The 24,661-nt window shown below is 50.7% G+C and carries 24 protein-coding genes; 2 read left to right on the forward strand and 22 right to left on the reverse strand.

Annotated features, from left to right (window positions below; all coding sequences use genetic code 11):
• Positions 1 to 62: 62 nt before the first annotated feature.
• From ACDO57_RS07695 to ACDO57_RS07795, 21 genes are all read right to left on the reverse strand, one after another.
• Complete coding sequence (locus tag ACDO57_RS07695) at positions 63 to 473, reverse strand: DUF4128 domain-containing protein (RefSeq protein WP_370883811.1); 411 nt, start codon at positions 471 to 473, stop codon at positions 63 to 65.
• On the reverse strand, positions 470 to 1,054 hold the full coding sequence (locus ACDO57_RS07700; RefSeq protein WP_370883812.1) for a hypothetical protein: 585 nt from the start codon (positions 1,052 to 1,054) through the stop codon (positions 470 to 472). The genes ACDO57_RS07695 and ACDO57_RS07700 overlap by 4 nt, the downstream gene beginning before the upstream one ends.
• A gap of 1 nt (position 1,055) precedes the next feature.
• Positions 1,056 to 1,406, reverse strand: a complete 351-nt coding sequence (locus ACDO57_RS07705) for a hypothetical protein (RefSeq protein WP_370883813.1) — start codon at positions 1,404 to 1,406, stop codon at positions 1,056 to 1,058.
• Entirely contained in the window at positions 1,406 to 1,888 is a 483-nt protein-coding gene (locus ACDO57_RS07710; protein ID WP_370883814.1) for a DnaT-like ssDNA-binding protein, read from the reverse strand. The genes ACDO57_RS07705 and ACDO57_RS07710 overlap by 1 nt, the downstream gene beginning before the upstream one ends.
• Positions 1,889 to 1,924: 36 nt before the next feature.
• Positions 1,925 to 2,224, reverse strand: a complete 300-nt coding sequence (locus ACDO57_RS07715) for an Ig-like domain-containing protein (RefSeq protein WP_370884118.1) — start codon at positions 2,222 to 2,224, stop codon at positions 1,925 to 1,927.
• Positions 2,206 to 3,159 carry a major capsid protein gene (locus tag ACDO57_RS07720; RefSeq protein ID WP_370883815.1) on the reverse strand — a complete coding sequence of 318 codons (954 nt, stop codon included), beginning with the start codon at positions 3,157 to 3,159 and terminating at the stop codon, positions 2,206 to 2,208. Before ACDO57_RS07720 ends, ACDO57_RS07715 begins: the two co-directional genes overlap by 19 nt.
• 11 nt (positions 3,160 to 3,170) lie before the next feature.
• Complete coding sequence (locus ACDO57_RS07725) at positions 3,171 to 3,941, reverse strand: hypothetical protein (protein ID WP_022651278.1); 771 nt, start codon at positions 3,939 to 3,941, stop codon at positions 3,171 to 3,173.
• An 80-nt stretch (positions 3,942 to 4,021) separates the two neighbouring features.
• A complete protein-coding gene (locus ACDO57_RS07730) occupies positions 4,022 to 5,119 on the reverse strand; it encodes a hypothetical protein (RefSeq protein ID WP_370883816.1) in 1,098 nt (365 codons plus the stop codon).
• A gap of 1 nt (position 5,120) precedes the next feature.
• On the reverse strand, positions 5,121 to 6,509 hold the full coding sequence (locus ACDO57_RS07735) for a DUF4055 domain-containing protein (RefSeq protein ID WP_101744530.1): 1,389 nt from the start codon (positions 6,507 to 6,509) through the stop codon (positions 5,121 to 5,123).
• 1 nt (position 6,510) lies between these two features.
• A complete protein-coding gene (locus tag ACDO57_RS07740) occupies positions 6,511 to 7,818 on the reverse strand; it encodes a terminase large subunit domain-containing protein (RefSeq protein ID WP_370883817.1) in 1,308 nt (435 codons plus the stop codon).
• Entirely contained in the window at positions 7,796 to 8,797 is a 1,002-nt protein-coding gene (locus ACDO57_RS07745; protein ID WP_267214711.1) for a terminase small subunit, read from the reverse strand. Before ACDO57_RS07745 ends, ACDO57_RS07740 begins: the two co-directional genes overlap by 23 nt.
• Positions 8,798 to 9,249: 452 nt before the next feature.
• Entirely contained in the window at positions 9,250 to 9,663 is a 414-nt protein-coding gene (locus ACDO57_RS07750) for an Ivy family c-type lysozyme inhibitor (protein ID WP_045371016.1), read from the reverse strand.
• Between the two features lie 388 nt (positions 9,664 to 10,051).
• The gene (locus ACDO57_RS07755; RefSeq protein ID WP_101744526.1) at positions 10,052 to 10,570 is read right to left on the reverse strand and encodes a hypothetical protein; all 519 of its coding nucleotides are present in this window, start codon (positions 10,568 to 10,570) and stop codon (positions 10,052 to 10,054) included.
• Entirely contained in the window at positions 10,567 to 11,103 is a 537-nt protein-coding gene (locus ACDO57_RS07760; RefSeq protein WP_045143003.1) for a lysozyme, read from the reverse strand. The genes ACDO57_RS07755 and ACDO57_RS07760 overlap by 4 nt, the downstream gene beginning before the upstream one ends.
• A complete protein-coding gene (locus tag ACDO57_RS07765; RefSeq protein ID WP_028013330.1) occupies positions 11,103 to 11,405 on the reverse strand; it encodes a hypothetical protein in 303 nt (100 codons plus the stop codon). The genes ACDO57_RS07760 and ACDO57_RS07765 overlap by 1 nt, the downstream gene beginning before the upstream one ends.
• 670 nt (positions 11,406 to 12,075) lie before the next feature.
• Positions 12,076 to 12,267, reverse strand: coding sequence for a hypothetical protein (locus tag ACDO57_RS07770; RefSeq protein ID WP_047958756.1), 192 nt, complete (start codon positions 12,265 to 12,267; stop codon positions 12,076 to 12,078).
• Between the two features lie 192 nt (positions 12,268 to 12,459).
• Positions 12,460 to 13,293 (reverse strand): antitermination protein, encoded by an 834-nt coding sequence (locus ACDO57_RS07775; protein WP_101744525.1) that lies wholly within the window; start codon positions 13,291 to 13,293, stop codon positions 12,460 to 12,462.
• Positions 13,290 to 13,652: a crossover junction endodeoxyribonuclease RusA gene (gene rusA / locus ACDO57_RS07780; RefSeq protein ID WP_048979564.1), complete on the reverse strand. Its 363-nt coding sequence runs from the start codon at positions 13,650 to 13,652 to the stop codon at positions 13,290 to 13,292. The genes ACDO57_RS07775 and rusA overlap by 4 nt, the downstream gene beginning before the upstream one ends.
• Before the next feature lie 2 nt (positions 13,653 to 13,654).
• Complete coding sequence (locus ACDO57_RS07785; RefSeq protein WP_075204790.1) at positions 13,655 to 13,861, reverse strand: hypothetical protein; 207 nt, start codon at positions 13,859 to 13,861, stop codon at positions 13,655 to 13,657.
• Positions 13,852 to 14,463 carry a DUF1367 family protein gene (locus ACDO57_RS07790; RefSeq protein ID WP_101744524.1) on the reverse strand — a complete coding sequence of 204 codons (612 nt, stop codon included), beginning with the start codon at positions 14,461 to 14,463 and terminating at the stop codon, positions 13,852 to 13,854. The genes ACDO57_RS07785 and ACDO57_RS07790 overlap by 10 nt, the downstream gene beginning before the upstream one ends.
• 388 nt (positions 14,464 to 14,851) lie before the next feature.
• A complete protein-coding gene (locus ACDO57_RS07795) occupies positions 14,852 to 15,076 on the reverse strand; it encodes a DinI-like family protein (RefSeq protein WP_370883818.1) in 225 nt (74 codons plus the stop codon).
• Positions 15,077 to 15,427: 351 nt separating this feature from the next.
• Between ACDO57_RS07795 and ACDO57_RS07800 the strand changes: the two genes are divergently transcribed.
• On the forward strand, positions 15,428 to 15,592 hold the full coding sequence (locus ACDO57_RS07800) for a YnfU family zinc-binding protein (RefSeq protein ID WP_214551156.1): 165 nt from the start codon (positions 15,428 to 15,430) through the stop codon (positions 15,590 to 15,592).
• A gap of 138 nt (positions 15,593 to 15,730) precedes the next feature.
• The gene (locus tag ACDO57_RS07805) at positions 15,731 to 24,313 is read left to right on the forward strand and encodes a GH36-type glycosyl hydrolase domain-containing protein (protein ID WP_370883819.1); all 8,583 of its coding nucleotides are present in this window, start codon (positions 15,731 to 15,733) and stop codon (positions 24,311 to 24,313) included.
• A gap of 17 nt (positions 24,314 to 24,330) precedes the next feature.
• Here ACDO57_RS07805 and ACDO57_RS07810 read toward each other — a convergent pair whose 3' ends face one another.
• On the reverse strand, positions 24,331 to 24,564 hold the full coding sequence (locus tag ACDO57_RS07810; RefSeq protein ID WP_048979563.1) for a hypothetical protein: 234 nt from the start codon (positions 24,562 to 24,564) through the stop codon (positions 24,331 to 24,333).
• Positions 24,565 to 24,661 lie beyond the last annotated feature (97 nt).

Genomic DNA, 24,661 nt, shown 5'->3' on the forward strand with positions numbered 1-24,661 from the left:
GTTACTCCTATAGAAACGGGAAAACCGGCAAAGAGCCGGTCAGGTTTAGAAGGTTGTGAGGATTAGCTGGAGATATCAGCTCGGTAATTGAGACTAACGGGAACGGTATAAGAAACAGATGTAGTGATACCGCGGAAAACACCAGGCGTTTGATCTATCCAGCATGTAAAACCCCTGCCTTCAATCTCCTGCCCCTCGGGGAACAATTCAGCCACGCGGTCAGCCAGAGCCGCAACATGGGTACGGCCAGTGCCTGCTGGGGCCACAACGTTAATCTGGTATACACCTGAATAAATGCGGCAGCGCAATCCAAGGTCCAGCGTACGCGGCGTGGCGGGCATGTCATGGACTGCAAGATAGAGCCCATCAGACGGCGGTGTAAAAGGAACATTTTCCCAGGCTACTGGGATACCTTCTGCATCAGCCCACTCGCCGAGCCTTGCGGCCAGCGCCGCCGCAATATCGGGAATCATTTAGTCACCTCCCTTACTGCTTCCTCAAAAAATCGCTGAAACTCAGCAGCAGTAATGCGTACCATCCCACCCGGAGCCTGGGAAGAATGCCCCATCTCCAGTCGATACGCGTAAGGGACGTTGTTGCAGAAATAAATAGCCTTCATCCCGACTTTGAACAGCGACAGCGTGTAATTCCCTGCGGCTTTTGTCAGATTTCCGGTTTTATCTACACGACCCGTTTCATCTGTGGTCGGTGCATCAAAAGACACCTGCCAGTTGCCTCGAAACCGTCCACCGGTATATCCCGGCGGCGCTTTGATATCCATCCCATCCACCAGTCGAGCCTTCTTCTTAAGTCGTCCGGTTTTAGTCAGGTTTGCAGGGTCCGCTTTTTGCGCTTCGTTATGGGCGTATACCGCCTGATTGTAAGAAGCTGCCGTCTGGTTGATGCCCCAGAGTTCGGGGTTGCCGACAGGTGACATCATCACCAGTTGATTAAGGATCCGAATGCCGACAGCACGTACGACCGCTTCCTGATTCGCTTTGGCTTTGTCCACGAACGCGGTGATGGCAGCCGTGAACGCCTTGTTATCGCTCATGCTATGCCCTCAACTGAGATTTGTAGCAGAGCACCACACCGCCCGGTTTCACCGGATTAGGCTTAACCACGCGATGCCTTACGCCGTCCATGTCGATAAGATCGCCGATTTTAATGTCCTTCTCAGCAGTGAAGACAATCCGTACATCGCCGTTTTCTATGACCGTTCCGTCAATTTCTCCAGGTACGTAATCCGTCTTCACTCCTGTGGCGGTGAACTGGATATCCTCGGAACGATGCTCCACACCACCGATGACGATTAACGTGCCCTTACGCGTGACGTTGTATGCAATGCCGTTCTGCTTGAGCAAACGAGTCGTTGTCGCCTGCATTCGCTGATAGTTGATGGCCATTACGAGCGCTCCGCGAAAGCATTGATTGCATATCCACGCCCACCAGCCAGGTCGCCGAGAATAGCCATTACCGCCGGGTAAGAAGGTGTAAACGCCTCACCATCGGCAACCGCATAGGTCATGGTAACGGCGCCTTCGACACGTTCGGTTTTAACCGCGGCCTCACGAACGCTTGAAAGCAAATCGCCATCAATTGCCTCGATAGCCAGCATGCATTGTGCGGTGATAACCTGCCGCGGCACCTGGTCGGGTGGGAAGTCGTGTCCATCCAGAATGACATTTGCGCGTGGCCAGGCCAGCGGCTGTCGAGGGTCTGCTTTGGAACCTACCCAATCAAGCCCTTCCAGGTAGTCCATTGACTTAATCAGCAAAGGTGTAATCTTGTCAGGCAGTTCAATGCCGCGTATTTCCGCAAATGACGCCAGTTCATCTTCGCTGGCGTAACTGTTAACGTCAGCGGCGGTGATATCGGTATTAATCATCTGAGCTTCCATAGAATGGGGCTTACGCCCCATCGGTTAGCCTGCAGCAGGTGCGGTGAAGGTGATTTTCTCACTGGATTTAGCAATACCATCAACAGTACCGGTGACGGTAAAGGTGCCTGCTGTATCAGAGGTGAGTTTGACTGTCGCCCCACCAGCAGAACCGGTCTGAGAACTGGCCGTGCTTAGCGTACCGCCCGTTGAACTCCAGGTAACAGTTTTGCTGGAAACACCTGCGCCATTTAGCGTGTACTTCAGGGAAATGGTGACCGCATCTGTGCTGTCAGCGGTTGCGGAGGTTTTATCCGCTGACAGCGTTACTCCCCCACTGCGGATCCCAGCTTAATCAGCACGCCTGCCGTAGATTTGTTGCTGGTAAAGTGCTTCTTCCAGTTTCCCGCAGTTCCAATGGCGGTCAGGTCAGGGTTATCACCTTTTGCGGTATCCCAGCTGTAGCCCAGCAGTTCAACGTTCACGGTACCTTCAGCGCGATAGCCAACCGCAAGGTTTTCCTGATCGTTGATATCGTAGGAACGGAATCCCGGCGCCTGAGACTCAGTGACTGTAACAGCCCCAGCCACCAGCCCAAGGATCGCATCAGCGTCCATGGTGTCGGTCACCAGCACAGGTTTACCAAGCGTGCCCGGCTGCCCGCCGTAAACCACCACGCCTGCTTCTTCGTAGATTTTGTTGGCAATCGCCTCATCGACAATGTCGAAATAGGTCGCAGAGTGCATCACGAACAGAGCCACGCGGTTAAACTTGTCACCATATTTGCGCAGGCCACGCGTCAGGGTCTTTTTACCGTCGGTCTCAATGTCGGCAGTTACGACCATGTCGGTGTTAGCACCAATCGCCGCAGTCAGTGCTTTCAGGCCATATTTCACGTAGCCTTCCAGCGTGGCATCTGCCACATCAACGCCGATCACTTCGGAGAATTCGTCGACAGAGCGGCCGCGGCGTTTGAATGCCTCTTCGGTGGTTTCATACGGGCCATATTTCCACGGTGCTTTGACGGATACGGATTCGCCGGCGCCAATCTTCTTGCCCGTCACTTTATCGGTGGAGTTCGTGTCACGCGATTCGATAGAACCGCCCACTTTGTAGAAGGCTCGCTTGCGGAAATCGCCTTCAATCAGCTCGTTATCCAGCAGGATCGCACCGTTGGAAGAGGCGTTGAAGATTGCGAGGTTATCCTGTCGTCGCTCAAGGAAAGCGGTCTGCGCCAGGTCGTCATAAATGATCAGGTCACTATTAACAGTGGTAGACATGGGTTAATCCCTTATTTTGGAAGTTTGAGGAAGGCCTGCTGGCCATGCTTGCGGATATAGTCCGCTTTGTCGCTGGCGCTCATTTCGGAACGTTTGAGGCTTCCACCACCGTTTGGTTTGTGTCCGCCCGCGCCGGTGCCTTCCGCGCGTGGGAACAGATGCGGAGCCGTCTCCTTAAGAGACTCCGCCCACTCAAGCGGGCTTAGTGGGGTTTTGCCGTCTTTACCGAATAGAACATCGCCATTTGCATCAACTGCTACGGCCTCGCCTTCGTCGTTGAGCTGGAATGTGCCTTTGGCACGCAGAATCAGATCGTCGGATGCTTCCGGCAGCGCGCCAGCTTTTGAGGCTGCTGCACGGATTGCATCGCCCAGAACTCGATCCCGGAATTTGTTGGAGAACGCTTCGGCTTTGTCGGCGCGTTCATTTGCGGCTTTAATCTGCTTATCAACGTCAGCACGCAGACGCTCGGTGCGCTTATCGAGCACCTCATCGATTTTTCCGGCGGCAATCAGCTTGGCCTCTTCGTCGTCGGAAAAACGCTGGAGGATCCCGCGCACTGCATCAGGATCGATACCATCAAAGCGAGACAGGGTTTCTTTTTGCTGCTTAATGGTGCCCAGCAGCTCAGAGTTTTTGGATTTCAAGCCAGTGACTTCGCTGGTCACGCGCTCATCAATCAGCTTCTGGATTTCAGGGGTGATTTCGATACCACCGCCACCGCTGCCCTCGCCGCCGCTTTCTGGTGCATAGAATTTCAGAAGCATGTTTCGAATTAACATAAGTTCCCCTCGGGATTTTGCCGGGCCTCGCCCATAAAAAAGCCCCGGCGGATGCCGGGGCGTGGAGTAAGATGTGATTGTTAGTTGTCTATGCCTGAGAGCTGCTTCAGCCGTTCCAGGCTGATCCATTCGCCTTTGTCAGTGAACATATCAGCCAGATTGATTTCACCGGCTCGGAACAGACGTCCACGCTCGGCACCCAGAACCTGATCCTGGCGTTGTGCTGACTGGCGCGCGAGCCATTCCAGATACGAGGTTTTCGCCGGTACCTGGCCATCCATGCTTGCACGAGTACCTTCGTCCATTTCGTCGATATCGATGCCGAGTTCGCGCCACGACTTGAGGAGCAGGGTTTCGGTAGAACGGCAGCAGAAATGAATCTTCCCAGGTCCCTGTAGGTAAGGCACCTTATGCCCGACCGGTTTGTTATTCAGGGTGTAACGCAGCAGGTCACGAATAATGCAGTCATGACTTGTTTTATTGTCCAGCGTAGAAAGCCACTGTTTGCCTTTCACGATATCGCTGTTGGCACTGGTGAAGCTGTTGCGCGCTGTGGCAGCCAGATGATTCACAGCTGTTTTAGCGATGCTGGCGGCGTTTGCCCTGCTCATCTGCAGCGCCCCGTCGCGATAGTCTTTGTTGGCGTGGCCACGAACATTGCGCGCGATAGTTTCTACCGTGTCGCCAGCAAGATACCCCCTGCGGACGGCGTTCACGATACGCGCCAGCCTGTCCGATTCCAGATTCTCCGCCCACTCACTCAGCAGCCGCCCCTGAAAGGGTTGCGCCATCGCCGCGGCATACACCATATCGGCGGTGATGACCTGCAGCGGATAGTGAGACAAGACCTGTGATGGCAGAAGGGAATCGAACAGGCTCAGCTGAAAACTGGCTTCGTTCTTTGCCAGCGCCACCAGCTCACTCTCGAGCCCTGCCTGCATGGTGGCTACGGCCTGATGGTTAAGATCGCGCACGCTGCCCAGTAAACTCTGCAGGCGATTAACTGTGAAGCTCTCCGGCGGCAATCTGTCCAGCGCATCCAGTAGACGTGCCGACAGGCCCGCGTCCGTCTCGTTAAGCAACTTCACCATCCGGTTTGCCACTCCAGTGGCGTAGCGGCTTAACCAGACGGAATGTGCGATCGATTCATCGCGCAGGCTTTCGTTGACGGTTGCCATATCAGCCTCCCGTCAACGTTGGTGCCTGATTGCGAAGCGCATCAATCACCTCGTCCGGGCTGTCGGCCGGGTCAATGAGATCGAGTTTCTGTAGTGCTCGAATCATATCGCTATCGCGCAGCGCACCGGACTGCCAGGCATTGACGATAGCCGTTACCATGCCCGACTCGGCAACTTTCGCGATGAATTCCTGGTTGATCGTGTAGCTCGTCGATTCGCCCTTGATGCCGAGATATTTCGCACACCAGCCAAGCGCCAGCGTGTAGGCCTCAGAAACGTTTGAAACACAGATACCGAGCACCGATGTTGATGATGTTTGCTCACCGCTCGCCTGGGTAGCAGTCTTCGCCGTGGCGTTCTGCTCAATCAGGCGGGCGCCCAGCTGAACCATGTAATCGCGTTTGCTGTCCATGGCCTCTTTAGCCAGCATGTTCGGCTGCGCCTGGGCATAACCAAACGAACCCTCCTTGGGAAGCAAAAGAGGTGATCGGGAACCAATTTTCACGCCCTTCTTCTCGAGGTGATCGCGCCAGTTGGTATCAAGCCCGGTCATATACGGCTGTACCTGGCCACAGAACCATACGCTGTCTTCATAGTCAGCACTGTTGCGGTAATGTCCGTGGTTTATTTCCACCAGCGCGGCCAGCGGCGAATCATCGATAGTAGGATCATTGTTTTGGGCACCGACAAAGGTGAACGGGATTTCATCCCAGTAGTCCTTTCCTTTCGGCTTAGGGTGGTACTCACTGTCAACGGTGTAGGTTCCGCTTACGGTGCCACCAGCCCGGCGCCATACACGGCATATAAACCGCCCTTCTTCTAGCGCCAGCTCGCGATACTGGATTTCATCCTTGTAAGCATAACCATCCGGCTCTTCTACGCATTCCCGCAGCACCACCAGCACCAGTTGATCGCGCCCGTTAATACGCTTTGTTCGCCAGTTAATGATGTTCTCTGCCGGATAGCGGAGGATGATTGCTTCGTCGGACTCTTCAGCGTAATCGACGTAAATGCCCTCTCGCGCAACCTCCAGCACGTTCTCTGCCACCAGTTGCGACTGCTGATAGATGCTGGTACCGGCTCCGTCCGCATTGTCCAACAGGTACTTCAGCTTCTCCGGACCGTTAAACGTGGGGTCCTTGCGATACGCCATCCCAAGCATGCCGATCTTCGTATTACCGGCAATCGCATAGAACACCGCGCGGCTCAGATAGTCCTCATTGCGCTTGCGATTGCGTGTGGATTTATCGGTTGGGTCGAGATACGGCAGATACTTATTACCCGCCGCTTTTACGGCCTCAGCTCCTTTGCAGAAGTCCCTGTATTTCCTCCAGGCAGCAGAAGCCGCCCGGTGTTCTGGTCGAACCCAGGTGATGTCGTCGTTTGCCATATCAGAAAGTGGTATCCATGGTGATTGAGTATGCCGGTTTCACGATGGGGTAATCCTTCACGATGAAGTACCCACCAGCATCATTGGGGTGATCGTTATCAGCTGATTTGTCTGGTTCGCCATTAGCCGCCCAGATTTGCTGCTCGAGGCTCTCGGTGTAAACCGGGCAGTTCTGAACGTTCACCAGATAGCGGCGTTCTCCGTTGGCGTTGCAGAACATGGCGTTCATTGAGTTGATGCGGTCTTTAACCGGCGGGTTGGCATCATCAACAATGACGCTGAAACCGGCATCATTAAGCTGGGCAATATCGGTCTTGCTGGCGTTCTGCGATTTGCGTGAGTCGCCAGAGGCATCTGGATAGATGTAAATCTCCCGGCTCTTCACGTAGCGTCCATCCTCGTAGCGCCAGAACTCTTCCTGAATGCGCTTAATCATCGCCGGCGTGTCGTAGACTTTCACCAGCTCACGAACCGCACGCGGCAGGCCATTACGCTTAACATGAACAATCGCGGCCATTTTTCCAACGTTGAAGTCCATGCCGATAAATAGCGGATCACCATCCTGAATCTCGTCAGAACAGTTATTCAGCTTACGGTTGAACGTGTGGTAAATGGTCCCGCTGTTGAGGTTGGTGAACTTCCCTCGCAGGTATGCCTGAATCAGTTCGTCAGGGTAAGAGCTCAGCAGCGACGTGATGTAATCCGCGGGCAGATTCTTCGCATTGTCGAACGTGCTGGCCTGAATCAGTCCGTATAGAGCCGCAAGCTCTGGCTTTTCACGTACCGCCTTCACGAACTGCTGGTAGACGAATTTGAAACCTTCCGGCGTTGTGGTGACATCGATGCCGTTACGCAACCCATCAACCTTGTAACGCATACGGGCTATGATTTTTCGCCATGCCTGTTGCGCTTTGGCTGCCGCCATGACGTCCAGCTCATCAACCATCGCGTTACCGATTTTGAAACCGACTATCGAGCCGGGCTTCTCCATAGAGCGGCAGATTGTGGTCCCGCGGTACCTTCGCCCCTCGTAGAAGTGGACCTCTTTGTTCCCCTCGTTGATTTTGACGGTTAACCCCCAGTTGAAGGCCACCTCTTCAATCGTCGGGTAAAAGATGTCACGAATTTGCGGGTACGTCGGCGCGAAATAGCCCTGGTTAATCTTCGGGTGCTCCCACATCCCTTTGCAGATGCCGCCACAACCCACCCACGTTTTACCCGAACCGAACCCGGCAACGTAGGCCTTGAATTTGTGCTGCATCGCGAGGAAGCGCGCCTGAGGAATGTTAAGTGTCGGGCTGATCCCCATCGTCCGCCCTCGCGTCCACTACGTTGATATTGATCTGCACTGGGGTTGGTTCATCGTCGTCACCATCACCCGCAAGCTCTTTACGGAGTTTCTCAACCTCCAGCTGCCGGCGTTCGATTTCTATCTGCTGCAGGCGCTGCGCGAACTCGCTATCGGCCAGGCCCAGGCGCTTCATTACCGCCTCGAACATGCGCTCACGGCTGATAGCAGTGATTTCAACGCCATTCTTGCCGACCTTCACACCTGAATAAGCGAGCCGAGAAGCTGCCGGGAGTTTGCGCGTATCGGGGAAATAAGGCTGACCGATGCCCTCACCATTGCAGCGTGGGCATTCAGGGTTTGGCTCTCGGGTGTGGTCGTAGCCATAGCCGCCTGTGTCATCTGGTTGCCTGGCTCCTTCCCTTCCCTCAGCCTTTGCTGTTTCCTCTTCAAACTCAACTGCATCGCGCCACTGGTAGTGATGACCGAAGCCCCAGCAGTAACGACACGCGCCGCGACGATACTGTGAAAGCTGGTTTGCATCGAAGGTGGCGAGCTGCCACATCTGAGCGAGGATTTCATCGGCACTCCCGATAGTGCGCACAATGGACGCTTTTTGCTGCTGCGCAATAGCCTGCGCAACTGAAGTTTTCTGAAGGAGTTGATAGCCGATTTGTTCAGCTGATTTTTTACTGTAGCCAGCCCGGATAGCAGCCCGAGTGGCGTTGTTGTCCTTCAGGTACTCCGCGACAAATAAGCGCTGCTGAGCAGTAAGTCCATCATCATCCACCAGTTCATTTGCGCTCTTATCTTTCTGCGCAGTGCGCACTATCTTTCGCGGGTAAATTTTTGTATTTTGCGCAGCAGTTTTCTTGATATAGCGGCGAGCAGTTACATAATTAAGGTTATGTGCCTCGCACCATTCCTTAGGGGATATGCCAGTAGCAGCGTGATCAGACAGGAACCGCTTCTGCAGCTCGCCCCAATCCGGCTTAGCCATTGTTACCTCTAAACTGAATGAACTTTAGACGTCACTCACAGCTTCAGTATTTGAAGCAATGGAGTATTTTTTCTCAAAGAAATCTTGAAATGAGGATTTAAGCTTATGAAATAAGTATAACTACGATGACGTACAGAAAATCAAGGCCAATCTCGAGTGGATAGTGCATCAAGCCTCTGCCCGGTCTCATTTGCGCACTGAGCATGATCAATTAGTGATTTCCGATCTAATGGAACTCATCCAGACATATGAAACGCTTCTGGACCTTGTAAGCCAATTTGGTGCTTCCGTCTTAAATTCGGAAATCATAGCGGGTCTATCAATCACAGAGGAATTCATTGCTAAAGTTAAGAGGAATGAGGGTGCGATGTGAGCGACAAACACACTGTGAGACGATTGATTTGTGTATTGAAGCTTCAAACTGGTGGATTACAGTTTGAAGCTTGGGTTATTTAATTGCCGTACAGTCGATTGAAAAGCGCATTTTTCATCGCATTAGAATCAATCGGATCCACGTTTAACCAGGTCAATGTCTCACGATTCTTTTCTGCATTGAAATCAGAAAACACACCATGAATATCACCGCTATCAGGTGAGTAGAGAACAGCAATATTCTGTTCTGGACAACTGTGTGGTTTACACCCTGACAGTGCAATATACTTTTTGCCCGCAACTGTTACTTCGGTTGATGGCGTGCTCGTGCCACCACTTTTTACCCATGCAGGTAGTTTGTTTTTACTAATCAGCTGGGAGTAGCTTTTAGACGTGCTTTTTGCACTGGCGAAATCAGAAAGATACTGCCCCTCGTCGGCAAGAGCACTGAAAGATACAAAAGCCATAGCAGCGATAAACACTTTACCTTTCATATTAATCCTCATTCCATAAAGACATCTCAACACTATACCTTATCGGCTACTATGTCAGCCCTACAGTTAGCTAGAGGATTCCATATTACTGCCTATCCCAAGTGATTAACTCAGAATCATCCTAATAGCTACCGCTTATGCTTGTTGATTACGGACTGTTTGCCAGACTATTCAAGACTCTGATGAGGAGTTTGCCAACTCCAGGGAAACATCCATAAAAAGAGCAAGTGAAACTGAGACTCTGGTAGCCCTCCTTGTGAGGGCATTTTTTTACAATGCTGCGCTTCGCTTGTTAAATATTGAGTCTTTTCTACAATTTAATAGTGCTTTGCTATGTCAGGTAAAGCCGTCGTTCAGGAATACCCGTGTGCTCAAGGACGAGCCATCCCTAATTCTTTCTTTCCAACTCGATCTGCCTTATGCCAGCGAAATTATTGTTGCCCTTTTCAATTACAGCCAGTAGCGGCTTAATCCACAATACTACCTGGCAGTACGTCATGGAGTTGGTGGCAACGGCACGATCATCGGCTGTGTAAGGTCCGTTGGAATCGGTGTGCATGGCGCTGGCACGTAAACGGTGCGCGTATTTGAGCAGCCCACCAGCAATGTCAGCAGGAACAGGCAGATCACAGGTTTTTTCACGGCGGAGAATCTCCCGGTATTCGATTACGGTTTCTTCGGTGCTGGTGTCAATCAGGGAGTTGAGCCTATTGGCATGTTCTGCAACCTGATTGAATCGATTGAAGTTGAATGTCTGGGTAGCGATAACCTGCCCTTGCAGAGAATTGTCACTTCGCAGAACGTCGTTTTCACTTTGAAGATTACTGGCCTCCAAACAGCTCTTAACGAGGGCGACCGAAAGGCCAGCAATAATGACAACGCCGATAATACCCGGATTAATTTTCACTGGTCTATCCCCCAGCACGCCAGCGCACTTTCCTGGTCTCGCCGTTCTACCTGACCGTAGCAGCCGTTCTTCTGACCTTTAGTCATGCTGCAATCGCGACCACCGTCTTTAATCCACCAGCGGATTGCCTCGCATGCCCCGCGGCGGTCACCGGCATTAATGCGCTTATAGAACGTGGACGGGAAGCACTTACCTGGCCCGATGTTGTACGGGCAGAAAGAAGCTATCCCAGCTTTCTGAGGTTCGGTAAGCGGTACCGTAATATTGCGATCAACCCACGCCAGAGCCTTATTGCGTTCGATGGCGTTCACCTGATTGCATTTGGCCTGAGTCAATTTCATGCCCTGCACAACCGGTTTACCATCAACCATCGTTGCGCCGCGGCAAATAGTCCAGATACCGCCGCCATCCTTGTAGGCCGTGAGGCTGTTACCCTCTTTCTCATTTAGAAACTGATCGAGAATGACGGATGCAGGAGCACCAGCCAGTACCAGCCCCAGAACTGCAGTACTCAACTTTGCTCTGGATCCCATCACTCACCTTCCTTTTGTAATGCCTCAACGACCACGCTTGCAGCGGCAGGACGCTCTTGAAGGGGTTTATCACCAACGCCTTTCAGGTAGTCATTGACCATTTTTGTTCGCTTCTCATCCTCTCTACGCCTGCGGTTTGCATCTACCCGCCCGTTAATGTACGAGGCTAGCGAGATAAGCAGACCAGCAGCGCCAAAGAACATGAACACCAGATCCTGAGTGGTAAATCCAATGGCTGACGCCAGAGCTGCTACCCACGCGAAGAACTGCGTGAAGATGTTCCCTGAATCATTCATTTTCATGGTCTCTCACCTCGCTAAGTGCGGGTGCTGTTGATAAAAATAAAAAAGGCTGCCATACGGCAGCCTGATGATGATTGATACTCTTCGGCGCTTCTTTCTCCCTTAGGAAAGCAATAGATTAAACAATCCTTAAGGAGAGTCATTTAAACAAAAAAATAATTAACTGCTCACATAGTTTAAAGCTGTTATTATTTACATTAACTCATAACTTTAGCTTTTGTGGATAAAAGAAAGACAATCGGGCAGAAGATGGAATTATTATTGCGGAGAGGAGTGATGTCGTTCTCCGCGCTTTTTTGTCTCAGACGAGCTTGTAATGTTTCGAGGATCGTTTTGCTAAAACACGTACTGAGGTTTAGCACCCTTTCTTAGCTCTGAGGTCTCTTACAAAACACAAGGGAGAAATAAAAAAAAACCTGCTCGGACAAGCAGGCATAAATAGCTAAGTTGGCAATAACTGAGGGAGTGGTGCCGGGTGCCTCCCGGTGGAAATGATCACAGCATTCATTTCCGCGCGCTGGTTGGACACTCTGGAGAAATGTCCTGCTGAACCGCCCCTCCGCTTAGGGGGATCCACCACAAAAACGCTTTCAGAAACATCCATTCCGCAGGATGCTTAAGAAGCATATGTGCAGTATGAAGAATCTGCCGCATAATCAGATGAATATATTCATCTAAATGGTAGAGGGAGAGGGCCTTCAATCACCTCAGCTTCTCCGTTGTCGCAGATGTCGTCACCCTGTGTCAGATGCCAAATACCATTAAAAGTAAGTCCCGTCTCAAGGTCTTCAGTAACGCCATTGCTGAAGTAAGCAACCTGAATCCTACCGTTGTGCTGAATCCAGTAGAAACCTTCTTCCATATTCCCTCCTGCGTTGTTGGGGAAATTATAAGTCACCGCAGGGTTGAATGGTTTTAGATATTCTTAAGTCGCTATTAAGCAAAAAGCCCCACGGAGTTAACCGCAGGGCTTTAAACGAAGGCAATAACCCATCGTTAGAGGAAAATTACCACAGATTCGGGAAAAGTAAATAGCTCACGATAAAATAACGCCCTATTTTGTTATCTGCTTCAGCTGCGCATCAGCCCAGGCCTCTTCGATGTCAAACTTGGTGATTAGCTGATCGTAGAATGGCTTAACAGACTTCTTCCAGGTGTCGAGGCTGATTGCATCCGTTATCTGGCACACCGCGGCGTAAGCCTCAGTTGATGGAATTCGCTCAAACCCTCGCCCACTGCAGCGCTTGCAATCAGCCAGTACCGGAACGCCCTGCTGCTCTGTAAGAGTCTGATTAACAGCTTTCCCGCGGCCATGACAATCTTTACAGGCACAGCTTACTACCTTCTTCCCCTTACACCGAGGGCAAAGAACGCGCGCTACCTCCCTGACCTGTCTATGCACCTCATACTCAGAAGGACGAATATTCTCCGCGCCCATGTGCAAAGACATCTTCACGAACTTCTTCTCTTTTGCCGGAGTATGAGACTTCATGCTGAAAACCTCAGCGTCGATAAACCCTTCCCCATTGCAGCCATCGCACTGCTTCACGCTGGCGGCGCTGCGGGAATAGTCCTCGAACGCGAAGGTGGCCAGCTGATGCATCACCAGTGGCTTAACCCCGGCACCCAGTTTGCGCAGTGCAGCAACCCGATCGCACCTGGTCAGCGCATACTGGGCCAGCAATTCGATCGCCCTCTCCCGGTCATTCTTGCTGATACCCATCTTCCCGAGAAAAGCGCTGTAACCCAATGCTGCCCGTTCCTGCGTCATGCCCATCGCAGCCATGATATCCGTTCCGGTTAATAAGTCTGACGCCGAAGCGCGCGGAGAGTCGCTAATCATTGTCGATTTGGCAAAGTGATATTTGAGGGTGTTTTCAAGGTTCATGCGGTCTCCAGCTCAGTAATGGTGAGTTCTAATTTTCCGCCCTTAACGACAGGCATTTTCACAACGCGATAGTCAATAACCTGGCAGTCGTCCAGCCATAACCCCGCCTTGGTTAAAGCGTCGAATGCAGCCTTCTGCAGGTTATCCAGATCGCGGCGCCGGCGGTCAGGCATGTGACATTCAATACGTATTTTGAGTGGAGCGGCCGTGCGGATATTAAGCCGGGCGCTTCGAATGACACTTGCGACCGCATAACGGTACGCAACGCCATCAGCGCTAATGTGTGTACGCCCGCGGTTGTGCCGATAATACCGGTTGTTGCTCGGCGGCCAGGGCAAAGTGAGTTGATATGTCTTCACGTTCACTCCCACATCCGGTTTCGCCAGCGGCTATCCGGGCGCGCTGGAGTATTTGAGGTCGGAAGGAAAGCACTGACAGTCCAGGTCACATAATCCGGGTTAAGGCTGCGCTCAACCCGGACGCCACGAGCTTTGTAACGCTTAACCAGCTCGTCGGCCTGTTCGGTGCTGCAATCGGTATGATGGAACCAGGTCTTCTTCATCCCCATCCCCCCGCGAAGCCAAGCAGCCGCGCGGCGACATTTTCGGCCTCATCACGACTGCGGAATGAACGGGACAGGACCCAGCGCCAGAGGACATCGAGCGCAGCTTTATAGAGCTGCTGAAACTCGAGTTCATCCATGTTGGCAAACGAGATGCTTCGAGGATGTTTTTTGAGTGTTCCGTCTGGCAGCTGAATGGCATCAAAGTGCCCTGCTTCGACGATCACCCAGGAGCGGTAAGCGTCAAAGGATTTGCACAGGCTAATGCCATTTGTGACCCGGCGGTATGCAACCTGCTCAAGATAATGCTCAGCAGCATCGATCAGCGCGCCCTCATTGCCGGCATACGAAGCCAGGAACTTGGCGTAGCCAGTAATCAGCTTCCTCTCGTTACTCGAGATAGCCCCGCCGGTTGGTTCCCAGTATTCAAATCCGAGATTAAGAAGCGCGAAAAAGCGCCGGTGGAATGCCGGGTTTCGTACCCGCCTGAATTCGGCAACAAGAACATCGCCGAGCCGGGTTTTGGATTGCAGGATATCGCTGGTCTCGGGTGTGGCCGGGATCAGTATTCCTGAATGGTGTTTGATAAGTTGTAATTCTAGCGCCATGGTTCTCTCCGTGGCGCATCAGGTATAGGTTGTTCAGGCCTATGAAAGAATAATATCAGACGGTGATGTAACTCGGTACCCCAGTCGTTTTGCAAATTGCATGAACCCGTTAAGAGTGAAGATCTCTTCATCCTCAAGTAACGGTCGTAATGAAACTATTCCATTTACTCGATAAACCAGATATCTCCCTTCCGCCGGGAAGCTATAGATAACTGCTTTATCGGCCCTTCTGACCACGTCGTACCATTGATCATCTGCATTAAAGGCACCTGCACTACACACTATTTCCCCCAGAGCGACTTATTGACGCGGTAAACAGTAATCGGGAACAGCCAGGGGAACGCAAACAGCGATACTCTTTGAAACTGCTCCAGTGAGATTCACGCGATTAATAAAACCACTCGTCCGCGCTTTTCCAGGTCTCCTGCTGGATATGTTCGACCTCCTTCTTGTCGCCTCCGAAAACAGTCAACCCATCATTGCCGCCACGCTTAATCGTAAGCTGGTAATCATCAAACTGTTTACTGAGTTTTTTGACGAGTTCTAACTCTAGCGCAGGTATAGCTCCATCAGGAAGTTTCTTCATGCGATCAATGGTTAACTCGATTGTCATTTTTCCCTCCACAATGAATTACTGTATGCATATACAGTATATATATAAACTTATCTTACGGATTTTGCAACGCTTTCAGAACATCGAATGTGAATCAACCGATTTTTCTTGTAGAAAAAAATCAAGCGTTCAATCCAGGCGGTAACCTAGATAAAACTCATCTTGCGTTGCAAAATAGCATAAGGATTTTAAAAGGTTGGAATTCATTCGCTTCAAAAACGGACATGAAAGCGATGAGTTAGAAAAGAGAAGAAAACCTCACTTATGTTAAAAAATTGGGTGATTATTAAATTGGTTTAATTTTAGCCAAATGTGATAGAGTGAAATACATTCATTGAGAGGCTAATAATCATGTCCGTTATCGATTACACAATGAAACTTTTTGGAAGCGTATTAACCACAACTGTCACCTGCCCTGTTTGCGGCTTAAAATCCGCTCAGCCTTCCTCTAAACTGCGTCTAAAAAGCCCCATGCTTTGTCCGGGGTGTAAAGCACTTTTTATCTCTCCGCGCTAGCTTCACAGCCGATGTTCTACACTTAATATAATATCAGCAGTTGTCAAATCCCCGATGCCTTACGCCCATCCTGAGAGAACGTTTCTGAACTGATTTCGCATCTGCTCCTGCGCGTTAACGTAGCAAAAGAGCAACCCAATGAAAATGAAACCTATTGCGTGGTTTAAGCGTTCTCGTATTCTGCCCGAAGGCAGCGCACACATATCAGCCCCAGCCAACGATTCGGGAGGAGAAAACTATTTACGTTCGGAACTGTTTTCTACCCCTCAGTTGGAACGCTTTGGAAGAAAACTGGCTCGTACGCACAAATTGTCTCCGGAAATACTCCCGTACTACCTTCTTAAACGACTAACTGACAATGAAACGATAATTACGCGATGTTGCTATCTACTCAATGCAGGAAAAAAAACGAGTATCATGCCCGCAGGTGAGTGGCTGCTGGACAACTATTACCTGATTGAAGAGCAGATTCGCATGGTACGCCAGCACTTACCGAAAAGCTTTGGTAAGGGTCTTCCGGTACTAGCCTATCCACATAGATGTCCCAGAATTTATGACTTAGCCTCAGAGGCCATAGCGCATGGCGACGGACGCTGGGACAGCAGCAGCCTTACCAGTTATATTTCCGCCTATCAAGAGGTGACACCTCTGACGTTGGGGGAGATATGGGCTTTGCCAGGAATGCTGCGTCTAGCGCTGATAGAAAACCTGCGTCGTGTGAGCAACGAAGTGACCCAGGCCCAGCAGGAGCGAAATCTTGCAGATATGTGGATAATGCGGATTTTTGATTGTGCAGAGAATGCTCCCGCCGACCTAATTTTGATTGTTGCCGATATGGCGCGTAATCATCCTCCACTGAGCAGTGCCTTTGTCGCTGAAATGGTTCGTCGTCTGCAGGGACATGGCAATGCTCTTGCACTCCCTCTGAATTGGATTGAACAACGTCTTGCAGAGCAAGGTGTTACAACTGAGATCCTGATTCATCGCTTCAATCAGCAGCTTGCCGCCAGCCAGCTTTCCGTCAGTAACAGTATTTCGGGTTTACGTCTGCTGAGTGAAACGAACTGGTCTGATTTTGCAGAGACCATCAGCGTAGTCGAGCAAACTTTACGCCTTGACCCAGCTGGTATATATCCTCGCATGCACTTCGACACCCGAGATCATTATCGCCATGTGATTGAAACGCTTGCCAGGGATGCGAGCTTGAGTGAACCGGAAGTTGCAAACCGCGTGTTGGCAATGTCTTGCGAACCGAGTCTAGATCCTGAGCACCGACATATCGGTTATTTTCTGCTTGGGGGTGGAAGGCCACAACTCGAACAACTGTTGTCAGTTGAAAGGTCTCTATTGAAATGGCTGCGGCAGAGTATGAATAAATCGCCCCTTCTGTCATGGCTTGGTAGCCTGAGTCTCTTGACCACGGCCGCTACGGCTACCATATTGTATGAAACTGCACTACAGGGTATATTCTGGTTGCTCATCCCCCTAGCACTCCCCCTTATTGTTGCCATTAGTCAACTCGCCAGCGATATGCTTAGCGAAGCAACGACACGCTTTCGTATTCCCAGACCTCTGCCGCGGATGGACTTTTCAAGTGGGATACCAGTTGAATATGCCACAATGGTTGCGATCCCTTGCATGCTGACAAGCTATGAAAGCCTCAGCAAACTTCTCTCTCGTTTGGAAGTCTGCAGCCTTGGCAATCAAGATGAAAATCTCTGCTTTGCACTTCTTACCGATTTTCCGGATTCATTAACTGAGGATACCGAGGAAAACACTGTCCTTTTAAGGCAAGCGATTGCTGAGACGCAGAGACTTAATCGGCGCAACCCTAGCGGCCGATCTCGATTTTATCTACTGCACCGCCAGCCGGTGTGGAACGATTCGCAGAGAATCTGGATGGGATATGAACGCAAGCGGGGCAAACTAGCTCTTCTTAACAGCTGGTTACGCCAACCGGGAACCCAGTTTTCGAGCGTTGCAGGCTTTCCCTCGCAGGCTTTGCCCGGACGGATTAAATACGTCATCACTCTTGACAGTGATACGCTCCTTCCTCGCGATACCGCCCATAAACTGGTGGCCACAATGGCGCATCCGCTGAATAAACCAGAATATGATCCAACGTTCCAACGAGTCGTTAAAGGGTACGGAATTTTACAGCCAGGCTTAGCAGAGGAAATGCCTCTTTACGGTCAGGGGCACTACGCCGCCATGCGCAGCAGCATCCCGGGTAATAATCCCTATTCGATGATGTCTTCAGATATATATCAGGATCTTTTTGGCGAGGGATCGTTCGTAGGCAAAGGTATCTATGATGTAGATATTTTTGTCCAGTCCACTGCCAACGTCTGTCCGGAAAATCTCGTACTCAGTCACGACCTGCTCGAAGGATGTTACGCCCGCTCTGGTCTGCTGAGCGACGTTTTACTTTACGAACAATATCCAACTAATTATATCTCAGACGTCGCACGTCGTACGCGCTGGATCCGCGGAGATTGGCAACTGCTCAATTGGTTAAGGGTTCGGGTCAGAAAAGCTGACGGAAGCAGGGAAAAAAATCCATTGTCCATTCTTTCTCGTTGGAAATTATTGGATAATCTCCGACGCAGCCTGGTAGCGCCGTCGATCATGCTGCTTGTATTGAGCACGCTGCTCTGGCTCCCCAACCCTTTATACTGGTTTAGCGTGCTTACGCTAATATGGTTTCTTCCTGCGGCGCTTAGCATAGCATGGGATCTCGTTCATAAACCGCACCGTCGTCCCCTTAAACAACATCTGCAACTGGTCTCAGCTGGAGCCTTGAAGCGCATTTCACGTATCGGTCTCACGATTATGATACTACCCCACGAGGCCGGTTACTCATTATACGCTATTGGAGTTACGCTTTGGCGACTTGGTGTAAGCCAGCGTAACCTCAACCAATGGGTAAGCTATAACCCAGATAACTACCAATCCAGTGTCTCTGTTTTAGGTTTTTATCGGGAAATGTGGCTGAATGTTGCCTGCGGTCTGAGTCTCACATCACTAGCATTGGTGTTTGATCCGCTGATGCTGTTCATCGCATTGCCCATTAGCTTCGGGTGGTGCATAGCTCCCATTATTATGGCTTGGCTGAGCCGCCAACCCGCTCGTAAGCCCTTTTTGCCAGATCATAAGCAGAAACTTCTGCTGAGACAGACAAGCCGAGAAATATGGTCTTTTTTTGAGACCTTCGCCACAGCGAAAGAAAATTGGCTCCCCCCCGATAATTATCAGGAAATACCGCAGCCGACGATCGCGCACCGTACATCCCCTACCAACATTGGGTTATCACTACTGGCTAACCTTACTGCCTGGGATTTTGGCTATTTGCCAGGCGGCAGCGTCTTACAACGCATAACGCTCACGCTCGACTCTCTTGATAATATGGAACATTTTCGTGGTCATTTATATAACTGGTATGACACTCGAACACTTGCGCCGCTCAGTCCGCGTTACGTATCAAGCGTGGATAGCGGTAATATGGCTGGACATCTATTGACTCTGCGTGAAGGGTTATTAGCCATGCGAAACCAGCCGATTTTGAATGGCGAAAGAATACTTGCAGGGTTAAACGATACATTATTACTTCTTGAAAAACACTGGGGGCCGGGGGCACCGGATACACTTAAAGAGCTTCAAAAGCAGTGTTTCAGCTCAGTGGAACTTCCTTCGGGAGCTCTTTATAGCGAACTTAAAAAAATGCGTACTCAGTGCAAATATCTTACCGCTGCGAGTCAGCAGGAAGGTGATCTTGTGGTGCGCTGGGCCGAGCATCTGGAGCATCAGTTGGTTGAATTATGCCACGAATGGTCACATCTGCTCGCGTGGTTACCCCCTACATACCCAAGCGAGACATTGCCAACACTAAGCTGGTTGGCGCAGAGTACCGATACCGGAGAAGGAACGCCTCCTGCATCAGTTATTACTCACGCCCGTTTGCGGCTGGATATCATCAGCGAACTTGAAAAGAGGTTAAATGACCATGCGCGAATGGATTTTGCCTTTCTCTACAGCGAAGCTACCAGCCTGCTCAGTGTCGGATATAACTGCGACACAAATACCGCCGATAAAAGCCACTATGACCTTCTGCCCTCTGAAATCAGGCTGACAAGTTATCTCGCTATCGCGACAAATCAGCTTCCGATGAAAAGCTGGTATGCGTTGGGAAGGTTGTTCACCAATATCGACAATGAGACCTCGTTAATGTCATGGAGCGGCTCGATGTTTGAATACCTGATGCCGAATCTTGTGATGCCAAACTGGCGCGGCAGTTTGCTTGATGAAATGGGCAAATCCGCGGTGACACGTCAGATTAACTGGGGCAAGGAACGTGGCGTACCATGGGGCGTTTCTGAGTCCGGCTATCATGCATTTGATGTCCAGCGTAATTATCAGTATCAGGCATTTGGGGTACCTGGACTCGGTCTTCGCCGAGGACTTGCGGACGATATGGTAGTCGCGCCGTATGCAACACTACTGGCTCTGCTCGTTTACCCCCAGAAGGCCTGCGAAAACTTACTTAGACTGGAGCAGAGCGGTGCACATGGCGAATACGGGTTTTATGAAGCGCTGGACTACACGCCATCACGGCTTGCTACCGGGCAACTGTACGCGGTTGTACAGTCCTGGATGGCACACCACCAAGGGATGGGATTCCAGGCGCTAGCGCATATCCTGCTTGATGCCCCGATGATCGAGCGATTTATGGCAAGCCCCACCTTTATGTCGGCGAATCTTCTATTGCAGGAACGCGTCCCGGATGCAGTCGATCTTTACAGCCCTCGCCGTCATTTTGAATCCCATGAAGGAAGGGTTAAACCGGTGCGATATGAACCGAGAGTTTTCAGTCATGTAGACAGCCCCACTCCAGAAATACAGCTGCTCTCAAATGGGCATTACCACTTGATGCTGACGCCAGGTGGTGGAGGATACAGCCGCTGGAATTCGATTTCAGTTACCCGCTGGCGCAGCGATACAACCCGTGATAACTGGGGATCGTTCTGTTATATCCGCGATCCGCATACGAATGAGGTATGGAGCAATACTTGGCAGCCCATGGGCGGAAATGCGAATAGCAGCGATGAGATAATCTTCACCGACGCAGGCGCAGAATTCAGGCGTACCTTCGGAGCCCTTAGCGTTAGGACACAGGTTGTGGTTTCCCCGGAGGATGATATAGAGCTGCGGCGTGTCACCCTGGTACACCATGGCCGTCTACCGCGAACGCTCGAGCTAACAACGTATGCTGAAGTGGTGATTGCTCCAGAAACCAGTGATTTAGCGCATCCGGCATTCAGTAATTTGTTCATCGAAACTGAGATTGATCACAGTCGGGAAGCTATTCTTTGCCATCGACGACCGCGTTCTCCAGATGAAACGAGCCCATTTCTGTTTCACATGATGGTGGTGCATAGCAATGATCATAATGAAGCCTCGTTTGAAACAGACCGAGCTAAGTTTATTGGAAGGGGCAGAAGTCCGGCTGATGCCGCTGCTATCTATGCTAACGGGCCGCTCAGCAATACTTCCGGTGCCGTGCTGGATCCTGTCCTAGCGATCCGACAAGTTGTGAGACTCATGCCAGGCATTCCGATAACGATTGATATCGTTTATGGCATCAGTGAGAGCCGTCAGCAAAGCAAGGCATTATTGGAAAAATACCGTGATTACCCAATCGCTGAGCGTGTTTTTGAGCTTGCTTGGTCGCACAGTCTGGTAGTGCTAAGGCAGATAAATGCCAGCGAAGATGACGCAACGCTGTTTAACCGACTCGCTAGTGCTGTGCTCTATCCCTGTCACGAATTACGCGCCGACGATCAAGTCATAAGCCGTAACCGCCGCGGTCAGTCCGGACTGTGGGGCTGGGGTATTTCAGGTGATTTACCGATTGTACTGCATAGCGTGACCAGCGATGAGAGTATGACCTCTATCACTACACTGATTCAGGCTCATCGTTACTGGCGACTAAAAGGGCTTGAAGTGGATCTTGTTATCCTCAATAACAGCGCAGGTGGCTATCAGCAGGCCCTTCAAACACTGATTATGGATTTAATCTATGCCGGTTCAGAAGCCAGCCTGCTGGATAAACCGGGCGGCATTTTTGTCCGTAACGGGGAGCATTTGTCTTCTGAAGATAAGCAATTGCTGATGAGCGTTGCATGTATGTATCTTGACGATCGCGCCGGCGGGCTAAACGAGCAACTTAATCAGCGGCTCCACTCGCCAATTAAACCGCAAAGGCCATTTGTATCTTTTGTCACTGAGGGAAGCAATCGACAGGAAGACTGGACGCCGCATATAGAACATCTGTTCAACTTCAATGGGCATGGAGGGTTTTCAGAGGATGGACGGGAGTATCAGATTATCCTGAAGGAAAATGTTCCAACGCCGGCCCCTTGGTCAAATGTGCTGGCAAACTCCTGTTTTGGTAGCGTCATTTCAGAAGCCGGACAGGCTTACAGTTGGTATGAGAACGCTCATGAATATCGTTTAACCCCCTGGGAAAACGATCCAGTAAGCGACCGTAGCGGTGAGGCTTTTTATATTCGTGATGAAGAGAGCGGAACGGTATGGTCACCCACGACGTTACCTGTTCGTGGCCGCGGGGATTATTTAACCCGTCATGGTTTTGGCTACAGCGTATTCGCGCACCGCGATAGTGGTATAGATAGCGAGTTGACAATACTGGTTGGCGAACACGATCCTGTTAAGTTGGCACTTCTGACGCTTAGTAACAATTCGGGCCGCACGCGCAAATTATCGGTCACAGGGTACGTAGAGTGGACGCTTGGGGAATCACGCTCGCGTTCTGCTCCCCATATCGTTACACATACGGTGGTCGTGCCGGGTGGTAGTGGAGTTACAGCAAATAACTTTTACGGAGCTAACGGCGAAGGACGCATTGCATTTTTCGCTGTCAACGATCCTAATTGTTCGTTGACAGGTGATCGCCGAGAGTTTATTGGCCGCAATGGCTCTTTGCAAAAACCGGCCGCAATGAAGCTTCGCAGTTTATCGGGAAATACAGGCGCTGGTTTGGATCCATGCGGTGCAGTTCAGTCTGTTACCACCCTAATTGACGGTGATCAGAAAACCTTCATTTTTGTACTCGGCAGCGAGGAAAACTCCGCCCGGGCTCAGACTATACTCGATCATTATTTGGATGAAAATATCGTTCGACAGGAGTTGGACAATGTCCATCGTCACTGGCACCGCATGCTGGATAAGATAGTGGTCAAAACACCAGACCATTCAGTTGATAAGCTAGTTAACGGTTGGCTTCTATATCAGACAATGGCCTGTCGTCTCATGGCGCGCAGTGGCTATTATCAATCGGGTGGCGCATTTGGTTTTCGCGATCAACTCCAGGATACATTAGCACTGACCCACGCTGCACCGGAACGCCTGCGCGACCAAATAGTACTATGTGCGTCAAGACAGTTTATTGAAGGCGATGTGCAGCACTGGTGGCATCCACCTCACGGTAGCGGCGTACGCACGCGATGTTCAGATGATTTTCTCTGGCTCCCGCTCGCCGTCTGTCACTACGTCGACACTTCTGGGGATATCGGAATACTAGAGCAGATGATTCCTTATCTGGAAGGGCGTCAGCTCCAGCCTGGAGAAGAGTCCGTTTACGATACACCACTAATCAGCCACACCGAAGAGACGCTATGGCAACACTGCGTTAAAGCCATTAAGCATGGGCTTCGTTTTGGACAACATGGTCTGCCGCTAATGGGTGCTGGCGACTGGAACGATGGGATGAACCGGGTCGGCATCGAAGGAAAAGGTGAAAGCGTTTGGCTCGGGTTCTTCCTGTTCGATATTTTAAAGCGTTTCGCGACGCACGCTGAGCGTCAGCAAGATAAGCTTGTAGCATCGCTGTGTCGCACGGAGGCGGAACACTTGCAAAAAAATCTGAATGCGACAGCCTGGGACGGGGAATGGTTTCGGCGTGGATATTTTGACGATGGAACGCCTTTAGGATCCAAAAGTTCTCAAGACTGCCGGATTGATGCAATAGCTCAAAGTTGGTCCGTTTTATCCGGTGCGACAGACTGTGGACGTGCCGGTAAATCAATGCAGGCTCTGGACAAGCATTTGGTAAACTCCGAATCCAGGTTGATAAAGCTACTTTCGCCTCCATTCGATGGACACGGACCAAATCCCGGTTACATTCAGGGTTATGTGCCTGGTGTGCGTGAAAATGGCGGGCAATATACTCATGGTGCTATCTGGGCCGTGATGGCATTTGCCCGAATGGGAAATGCAGAGCGTGCGTGGCAACTCTGGTCACTGATCAATCCAATAAACCACGCGTCTACTGACGAAGAAGTTGCGATTTACAGAGCAGAACCATACGTAATGAGTGCAGATGTTTACAGCATCGCGCCACATACTGGACGTGCAGGTTGGAGTTGGTACACCGGATCAGCGGGTTGGGCCTATCGTCTTCTTACAGAAGAATTGATGGGCATAAAACGTTCCGGTGATGTCTTGACCATACATGCCCTGTTACCAGCAGAGTGGGAGTCTTTTTCTCTGACATATCAACATGACGAAAGTTATTACGAGATTACCATTACACGTGGCAACGGGGAGTATCAGGTTATACTAGATGGTATCGAACTGTCTGATGACCGAATACCTTTAAAGCAGGATGGTCAAAGACACATAGTAGAGATCACTCAGAACTAAGGGATCTTAAGAGCGCATTAACGCCTACCGTTAATGCGCTGATTGTCTCTAAGCACTTCAATCGCAGTCTGCATAGCAACTTGATCATCACGTCTTTTTTGCTTACCTTGCATGACTTGAAGATACTCGAGCAAGGTCCGTGTATTAATCGGCCTTCCCTGTTTACCCACAGCAAGCACTGCTTCACCTAAAATAATTTTTACTGGCGGCAACTGCGCTGGGTACCAGTCAAGAGTGTCTTCTGATTTCATCATAAATTTCTCATGGAAGGATATTGTAACATAAATCAAACTGTTGTTTTCTAAAAGCTCATATTTTATTCAGCAATAAATATTCATAATTTAACCC

This window comes from Enterobacter cloacae complex sp. 2015409 (assembly GCF_041365315.1).
Classification (GTDB): domain Bacteria; phylum Pseudomonadota; class Gammaproteobacteria; order Enterobacterales; family Enterobacteriaceae; genus Enterobacter; species Enterobacter pseudoroggenkampii.